Raw genomic sequence first — 8,456 nt, forward strand, 5'->3', positions numbered from 1 at the left:
TGGAGGAGATTGCGGTCAAGGCGGACATCAAGAGCGTGTCCCAGAACACGAGCCATGACAACCTGAAGAAATGCCGCATCCAGAGCAAGTATGCGGGAAAGGTCACGGATGTACATAAGGGAGTGGTGTATATCCGACTGTCCAATGGGGTGAACGCGGTGGCTCATTCCTGCTTTGACTATCGGACACCTGGAAAGAAGGATGATGTAAGTTTTGCGGTGACACGTTTGGATGAAGAGCGCGGGGTAGCTGTGGGGATAATCACTAGGGTGATTCGTAGAAATTTGTAATAATTTTGAAAAATAGGAAGCATAATCAGAGTCTAAAAGAATTAAAAAGAGCCGATGGCATTTTGCCATTCGGCTTTTTTGCGTGTCAGGAATTATATCTGTTTTGAAAGATGGGGGAAATAAGCATTTTTTTGAAAAAAATGTAGATGATATGGAATAGAGCGATACAAGGTTATATTGATAGAACTATATATATATCCATATAAGGTTATATACACGTAAACATGAAATTGGATATAATTACTATTATATTAACTTGTTGTGCTGATTGTATAACTAAATAAAAACAATGGAGGATGCCATGTTTCATATTGACAGAGAAATGCTCAACCCGAATATTGGTGTTACAGTGCGCTTTACTTCAATTCTCTACAATTGGTTAAAGCAAGTAAGCAAGAGGGAAGGCATATCATTTAATACTTTGGTGTTGCAGTGTTGCAAAAATTGTATGGAGATGGACTTAAGTGATGATTCAGAGACGGCTGAAGCAGATAAGGAGAAAAAGTAAGTAAAAATGTTATACATTGGAATCTGTGCCGACAACAGTGATAGTCTTGAACAATGATATATGGATTGTAAAAAGTATAGGGTGATGAAACGCTGAATTTCGTTTGTATTGAAATTCAGCGTTTTTATTTTGATAGTAATGTATAGCCGAAAAGGTTATTTCGGCAGCCTTTACGGATTGTGGTGTAACTGTACGGATTATGAAGATTATATTGTAATCATTAGCGAAAGGTGTATAATATTGTCAATATGGAGGTATCTTTTGTGGAAAAAATACCCTTTTTGTTGACGGAAATTTTGTATAAAGAAAGAATGATTGATGAGGATGACTTTGAAATCTGTAAATATGGCATTCAGATATCGATGGCAAATCTGTTCAATTTTTTTATAGCATTCGGAATGGGCATTATATTCCATGCGGTTTCCGAAATAGGCATTTTTTATGTAGTGTTTGTTACCTTGAGGTTCTTTTGCGGAGGATACCATTCTGACAGCTACGGAAAGTGTTTTTCTCTTTTTGCACTGACATGCCTTGTATATATAGCAATGGTGGAAGGCATTGTAATATTTATTGAAAGCAGTGGAATCCTGCTGGCAGCCGTATTGCTGATGCTTGGTATATGCATTCTGGTAAAAGCTCCCATCGAGCATGACAACAGGCCATTTGAAGAGAAGGAAAGAAAACACTTTCGTAAAAGAAGCATACAAATATATCTGCTGTGGTCAGTAGTAGGAATCGTCTTGTGTGCATTGCGGGCAGAGAGGCTGTCGGCAGGGCTTACAAGTGTATTCATAATTATTTTGGTCTATATGATGAAAGGAAGGAGGAGCAGACATGAAAAAGAAATTGCTTGAGTTGTTAGCCAAGACAGCTTTCAAGGCTGCTAAGAGGGCAGATGGCACAGCATCAGAGTTCGGGCTGCATCAGCCGAAGAAGCCTGTTGGAAAGCGGAAGAATTAAAGTGTTTACGGGAGGGAAGAGTAAGGTATGAGAAGGATATGTTTTTTGTTGTACAGCTTTGTCCTATGTTTATACCTCTTCCCTCAATCCGTATCTGCTGAAGAGAATAATATCGGAGATTCATCCATTGAAATTGTTTTTGTCATTGACTGCAGCGGCTCTATGAAGGCGAATGACCCCTCCCGTATGGGGCTTGCTATGGTTCAGGCATTTATAGATACAATACCGTCAGACGGGGTTCGAATTGGATATGTGGCATATAGTGACCGAATATCCTCTTTTTCATCGATTAGCCCGATAGGGACAGATGTTGAAAGGGAGGATTTGAAAGCGGAGATTGGGAGCATAGCGTATTCAGGGTATAGCGATATAGGCTTGGGTATGGATTATGCATACAGACTGCTGTCTGAGGACAATGGTGTACGCCGGATGATGGTGTTGATATCGGACGGTGAAACAGATTTGCCAGAAGGCGGCACCCGAACAGAAGAACAGTCCAATCAAGAGATGTCTGACTGCATCCAGCAGTGCAGGGAGAAGGATGTCCCAATATTCACAATAGCATTCGGGCAGTATGACGGAAGCAGGGAGGTTCTGGAAGAGGCCGCGGAAGAGACAGAGGGACAAAGCTTTTCGGCAGAGACACCAGAGAGCCTAATCGATGTACTGTATGGCGTCCTGCCGGATAATCTGCATTATCAAATGCGCCGGTTTTCAAATGGAACTTATGCAGGAGGTCTACAGGAAACTATATGTGTGCTGGACATGCCTTATGCAGATGAGATAAATATCCTTCTGTTATCTTCAGGCACGATAGGGGAGACTTCTATACAATATGGCGATAGGATAATCCTGTTTGAGGATATGGCTCAGTATGCAGTTGCAAAGATTGGGATGGCTGATAATGCCGTAAAGGAGATGGTCATCCGAACGGAGACACAGGAAAGGCAGGATCTGCAGGCCTATGTCATCAGTTACCGTAGGCTCTATCCGGTGCTGGAGATAGCAGGAGAAGTGGGAAAGAATCAGGAACTGGAGTACCATGCATACTTTAATGACAGGAATGGTGAGGCAATCCTTGATTCAGGGTTCTACCAGTCCTTTTCGTGGGAGCTGGATGTCGTGATGCCTGACGGCACTGGGCAGGCAATGGTGGAGACGATAGAAGCGGAGGTGTCTGGAGGAGTGCTGAAAGGAGGGCTCTCTTTTCCGCATTCTGGAACATACGGCTTGACAGGGACGCTTACAGACAGCTTTGGAAGCTATACGCTGAAAGCGGAAGTCAATGTGGCCAATTCTGAGCCATCAGGCAGTATCCCAGAGGAAAGCTGTACAATATTGGATGGGGAGCGCCGCCTGTGTTTGAAGGACTTTTTTGAAGATAGAGATGGGGATTCGCTCTCATATACAGTTTTGGATGGATACGGAGAAGGGATTGATGTACACCTGGATGGGGATATGTTGACGGTTGTCCCTAAAAAATCAGGGAACCATGCCATAACCATACAGGTAAGCGATGGAGAGGTGGTATCCACCTGTATCTACCATATCGCAGTACTTCCATTGTGGAAGGCATACTGGTGGGCGACAGCTCTTGGGGCAGTTATGCTGCTTGCCGTTATGCTGAAACTGTTATATAGGCCAAAGCCTGAATTGGAGCGTCTGACAGAGCAAAAGAAGCAGAACTGTTTTCATGGGAAACTGGATGCTTATTTCGTATTGCAGCCTGAGGATGAGGAAGAGGTGCCGCCGCTTTCTTTTCAGATGGAGAGGGTAAAGGAAGGCAGGGTAGCTCTGGGAGATTTGTTCGGAGATTACCCGAAACAGGCACAGGCTTTGTGTCTGCAGAATATCTTTTTGATTGCAGGCGAGAAACGCAGCATGATTCTTTACCATGCTTCGGCTTCAAGCGTCATGGCAGGGAACTCCATTATATGTAGACAGACACAGCATGCAATCAATTTCGGGGATGTGGTTTACATCACTTCGCCTGATGGAAGATATGATTTGGAAATTCATTATATTGCCGTATTTCAATAGAAAAAGACAAGTAGGAGGTAGCTGTCATGGAGACAATTACGCAGACGAACAGGACCATTTTATTTACAGAAATGAATCCTGAACGTCTTAATCTGCTGACGCTGATTGGGGACGTGCGCGGTAAGAGCAGTCTGGATGACGACAAGGTCAAGGAAATCAATGATGAACTGCTGGTTGGAAGCTTCGAGGAGTTTATGGAGAAGTTCAGCCCAGTGGTATATTCCTGGTGCGATGCAACGACTGGGAATATACAGTACAGCCTGAAAAAACCTGAAACCATTCCCCCGAACTGCATAACTGAGATTCCGCTGAATGAGTCAAATGACCTTTTGAATATGTTGGTCACACTGCTGGGTGCAAGGGACGCACAGGGCGTAGCAAATGTTGATTTCCAGTTCAGCAATATACTGGACATGATCTCTCCCAAAAAGATTATGGACGATATACGGCAGGTGCGGAGGGAGATTCAGTACACATATGGAAAGTATATGGAACTGGATGAAGAAGATCCAAAGCGGTTGGATTTAGGAGATAAGCTGAATTATCAGTTCGAGCAGGCTAGCCGGAACTATAACAATGTGCTAGCGATGCTGCCACTGGCGATAGAGGACATAAAGACTCGTCTGCTTCTGGAAAGCGGAGAATCCGGAAAAGGACAGCCCGATTTCAAGGCAGGGCTTTTGAGCATGGGAGAGGATGGGGAGCTGAAGATTCTGGAGATGAAACAGGAAGAAAGCACCCAGCTTGCAGTGGTGGATGACAAGGTCAACCTGAGTCTGATGCAGACCTTTCAGGAAGATTATGATGCGCTGAATGATACACCGTCCGATTATGTAAGGGATTTGGTGGTGAGGACTTTCTGTCCGCTGGGCTCCACTATGGAAAGCAGCGTGAACCAGGAAATGGAAGTGCGGAACTACAACAGCTATCTGGAATTCTACAAGAAGAGCAAGGATGACTTTGTAAAGGCAGTGAAACCGCTGATTGAGAAGATACTTGGCGTAAAGACCTTTTTCGACCAGTACAAGGTGAAGGAAAAGGGGATGCAGCCCAAACTACTGATTACTAACATATCTCTGGACATGTTGGTGAAGGCCAGCAATCTGCCCAGGATGCTTACATATCTCAATACAACGAATGACAAAAACGAATTCGACCATACCATCTGGTTTGGTATAGTGCCGGACGTGGAACTGAACCAGTCAGGCGGCGGGACGCTTCAGAGAATCAGGTTCGCCGGGAATCAGAAGGAGGAAAAGCAGGGAACCAACTCCATGGAAAGCCTGGCTACGCTGATGAACGCCATAGAACCTTATAGGATTACTACTTTCTTCAGTTTCTGTACAGGAGAAGAGACTACTTTCAGCTACATCGCAACGGAAGGGATAGAGTTGTACAAGGATAAATGTACGTCCCTTATGAAAAAGTCATATAGTGAATTTGTGGTGCCATGCATCCCTAACGTCACAGTCATACCAAAAGATAAATCCGGGCTTGTGTTAGATAAAAGGATGATTCTGGACAGTGAGGGAAATGCAGCACTGTCTTCGGAGAAGGAAGACGTAATGAAGATGTGGCTAGAAGGGATTTATGTAGGCGCGGCATATGAGGCGGCAGGCATGGTGGCAGCATGGCAGTGCCCTGAGTACCTGAAGCAACGGTTCCGGAATACCAGCATGGAGTATCCGGGCGTGCGGTTCGACATTGAGGCAGACGACAATGCGCTGTTGGCTACGACCAGCATGACAAAGGAAATTTCTGGATATACAAATGCCATAAAGAATTCCATAAACCGTACAGGGTTTGGGTTTGTGTTTTCATCCGATAACGCCCAGTACAAAGGGCAGGAAATCAAGAGCATAACCGTATATAAAGCGCGGAACCTGCTGAGCAACGGAAATGAGTTCGAGCCTATATATAAGACGCTTGTAGTGACCTATATTGAACGGATGCTGCGTTTCTACAGCGGAGACTTTAAACAGGATAAGATATCGAAGTTCTTCAGCAGCAATCCCAGCAGCCAGAAGAGCAAATGGGATGCGAACAGGCAGTTCGTGAATTCCATCCTTCAGGATGGCGATGAGTTGGACTGCCAGATTGATGAGAAGAACGGAATGTGCGATGTCCTGGTGACGTTTGCCAACAATACCAGGAACCTGAAAGTGCAGCTTACCAGAAAAGCTGGTAATGAATAAATCTGTGCCGTTGGCACGAAAATGTAAGGAGGCAAAAAATGGGATTACGTTTGAAAATCGAAGGAAGCGAAACAATCAATCTGCGGGAAACCAGTATCAGCGTTGTCAGGTTCGGTGCTGATATCCCTAAGGATTCCAATGCAAGGTCTACAGATCTGGGTTCCACGGTCTATATCGAGGGAAAGATTCTGGCAGCAGTGAACGGCGAAGCGGCGGACGATACGATAAAGCTGGCCAAGTGGGCGCTGGTTGCAGCAGAGAATTCAGACTGTTACAGGAAAGTGGAGGTGGATGTCGTGAGCGCTTCCCAGGTGGTACGGCAGGTCACCATCCCCAATGCTTTCGTGGTAGGGTATGAGGAGGATTTCTCGGACGAGACAGGTGTAGGGACTTTCTGCCTGTTGATTAAGCAGAAGAAGGATAAGATGGCGAACCTGAAGTTTGAAGGCGGGTTCAGCGGGGAATAAAGATCGTTCTAAAATTCTATGGAGGAATGCGAAAGGAGCAGATTATGGGATTCACATTAAAGGTAGAAGGGAACTCTACGATTGAACTGGGAAAGACAAGTATAACTGGTGTAAAGGTATGCATGGACATCCCGAAAGACAGCAATGCAAGATCTACAGACCTGGGCAGCACAATTACGGTAACAGGAAAGATTCTGACTGCGGTGGACGGAGACCCTTTTGACGGCACCAGGCAGTTGGGGCAGTGGGCGCTGGTTCCGGCAGAGAGTGCGGACTGCTACAGGAAAGTGACTGCCGAAGTGGTTGCGGCATCCCAGGTAGTGAGGAAATATACTTATCCTAATGCATTCGTGGTGGATTACAAGGAGGAATACGGCGATGTGGAAGGCATCGGGACATTTACCCTTGTCATGAAGCAGAAAAAGGATAAGATGGCTCAGGTCTTGGTGGAGGGCGGATACAGCGCCTCATGACCGGGCAGGTTCCGCAAGCAGCTGTAGCGGATACAGGAGAAAAGGGGCTGCCTGCTTGCGGGCGGCCCCTTTTCGATAAAACACACTGGCGGGCAGAAGAATGAAGAATTATTACAGGATTCTTGGAATCGGTAAGGACGCATCTGCAGAACAGATAAAGCGCGCATACCGTGAACTGGCGAAGAGGTACCATCCTGATGCGGCATCGGAGGATGAAGAGAGCCAGAAGCGGATGTATGAAATCCAGGAGGCGTATGAATGCCTAAAGGATGAGGTGCGCCGGAAGAAATATGATGAGGATTTTCGAAAAGATATCCGCCAGAAACCTGAGGGCAGACCTCCAGGAAAGGGCAGTGAGCCTTTCGGGTGGCCAGGAAGTGGCGTGGGCCAGTTTGGTCAGTATTTCGGGTTCCAGAAAAAAGAAGAGGCGAATGGCAATAAGAGAAGCAGGGCGATGTCTGATGGATGCCCGATTAAGCCGGAGGAAATGTTCGCCTCCTTTTTTGGGAGCAATGGGCGGGGAAGGACAGGGAAGAACTGATGGCGCAGAAGAAAAAGGGGCAAAGCGGAAAACGTATATTGGATATTCTGATTCTGTTAAGCGGTGTCAGTTTGGAAGCATGTTTTTACTGGTTGACAGAAATGAGGGATTCGGTTTATTTGGGGATGGCGCTTGTCCTGATATGCATGGTGGCGGCAATGGTAGATTTTGCGTTGAAAGGCCGGAAAAGGGATGCCCCTTTTACAGAAGGAGTGCCCGAAGCCATGGAGCCTCATGGAATCAGGAGTCTTGTATTGCTGGATGAGCAGGGAAAGCCAATCAGATCATGGGATATGCAAGGGCGGACTGCTTTGATAATAGGAAAAGCAGGGCAGGGCCAGAGGCCGGATGTGGATTTGTCAGATTGCGCATACAGCAGCTTTGTGGACTTCCAGCATGCAATATTGAATTTCTGTCTGGATCAGTGGTATGTGGAGGATGCAGAATCCCATAATGGCGTGAAGGTGGAAAAGGCAGAAGATGGTGAATGCTATAAGGTCATCCATCATCCATGCAGGGTTTCAGCAGGGGACATCCTGCATATCGCCAATACAAGGTTGTTGTTGACATAGAAAGCTTACTATGCAGCCCGCATCAGGCTGGTAGGAAGGATAGACTGGAGGCTGATAGATATGAGTTTGGCAAAATGTCCGAATGGGCATGTATATAACCCGCGGCGCTATGGGAAGATATGTCCTTACTGCAATATGAAGACACAGGAAGAGTCGGCTCCTGAAAAGCCGGCCGGATTTGAACCGCCGGTAGAAATCCTGGAGGAGACAGTCCTTCCTGTGTGTGGATGGATTGTCTGCATCGAAGGAGCCAGGGTAGGGGCGGACTACAAAGTCCATGAAGGAAAGAACTTCGTGGGCAGGGGAGATGACATGGACATCCAGATTCTTGGTGACAATGAAATCAACCGTAAGAACCATACCATAATCGTCTATGACCCTAAAAAGCTTAATACCATGATACTTCCGGG

General features: G+C 46.1%; 9 protein-coding genes and 1 pseudogene. All 10 read left to right on the forward strand.

Going from position 1 to position 8,456, the window contains the following annotated elements; all coding sequences use genetic code 11:
• A pseudogene (locus tag Q2B33_RS09790) lies at nucleotides 1-290 on the forward strand (RNA-binding protein); the annotation flags it as partial.
• Between the two features lie 301 nt (nucleotides 291-591).
• Entirely contained in the window at nucleotides 592-798 is a 207-nt protein-coding gene (locus tag Q2B33_RS09795) for a hypothetical protein (protein WP_300782827.1), read from the forward strand.
• Between the two features lie 263 nt (nucleotides 799-1,061).
• The gene (locus tag Q2B33_RS09800) at nucleotides 1,062-1,652 is read left to right on the forward strand and encodes an accessory gene regulator B family protein (protein ID WP_300782830.1); all 591 of its coding nucleotides are present in this window, start codon (nucleotides 1,062-1,064) and stop codon (nucleotides 1,650-1,652) included.
• Nucleotides 1,633-1,758 (forward strand): AgrD family cyclic lactone autoinducer peptide, encoded by a 126-nt coding sequence (locus tag Q2B33_RS09805; protein WP_300782833.1) that lies wholly within the window; start codon nucleotides 1,633-1,635, stop codon nucleotides 1,756-1,758. The genes Q2B33_RS09800 and Q2B33_RS09805 overlap by 20 nt, the downstream gene beginning before the upstream one ends.
• A gap of 27 nt (nucleotides 1,759-1,785) precedes the next feature.
• A complete protein-coding gene (locus tag Q2B33_RS09810) occupies nucleotides 1,786-3,798 on the forward strand; it encodes a vWA domain-containing protein (protein ID WP_300782835.1) in 2,013 nt (670 codons plus the stop codon).
• A 26-nt stretch (nucleotides 3,799-3,824) separates the two neighbouring features.
• Nucleotides 3,825-5,993 carry a transcriptional regulator gene (locus Q2B33_RS09815; protein WP_300782838.1) on the forward strand — a complete coding sequence of 723 codons (2,169 nt, stop codon included), beginning with the start codon at nucleotides 3,825-3,827 and terminating at the stop codon, nucleotides 5,991-5,993.
• A gap of 38 nt (nucleotides 5,994-6,031) precedes the next feature.
• Nucleotides 6,032-6,460: a membrane-associated protease 1 gene (locus tag Q2B33_RS09820; protein ID WP_300782841.1), complete on the forward strand. Its 429-nt coding sequence runs from the start codon at nucleotides 6,032-6,034 to the stop codon at nucleotides 6,458-6,460.
• A gap of 44 nt (nucleotides 6,461-6,504) precedes the next feature.
• A complete protein-coding gene (locus Q2B33_RS09825; protein ID WP_300782844.1) occupies nucleotides 6,505-6,933 on the forward strand; it encodes a membrane-associated protease 1 in 429 nt (142 codons plus the stop codon).
• A gap of 100 nt (nucleotides 6,934-7,033) precedes the next feature.
• A complete protein-coding gene (locus tag Q2B33_RS09830) occupies nucleotides 7,034-7,474 on the forward strand; it encodes a J domain-containing protein (protein ID WP_300782846.1) in 441 nt (146 codons plus the stop codon).
• Entirely contained in the window at nucleotides 7,474-8,046 is a 573-nt protein-coding gene (locus Q2B33_RS09835; protein WP_300812821.1) for an FHA domain-containing protein, read from the forward strand. Before Q2B33_RS09830 ends, Q2B33_RS09835 begins: the two co-directional genes overlap by 1 nt.
• The last annotated feature ends 410 nt before the right edge of the window (nucleotides 8,047-8,456 follow it).

Source organism: uncultured Acetatifactor sp., from assembly GCF_948601915.1.
Taxonomy (GTDB): Bacteria; Bacillota; Clostridia; order Lachnospirales; family Lachnospiraceae; genus Acetatifactor.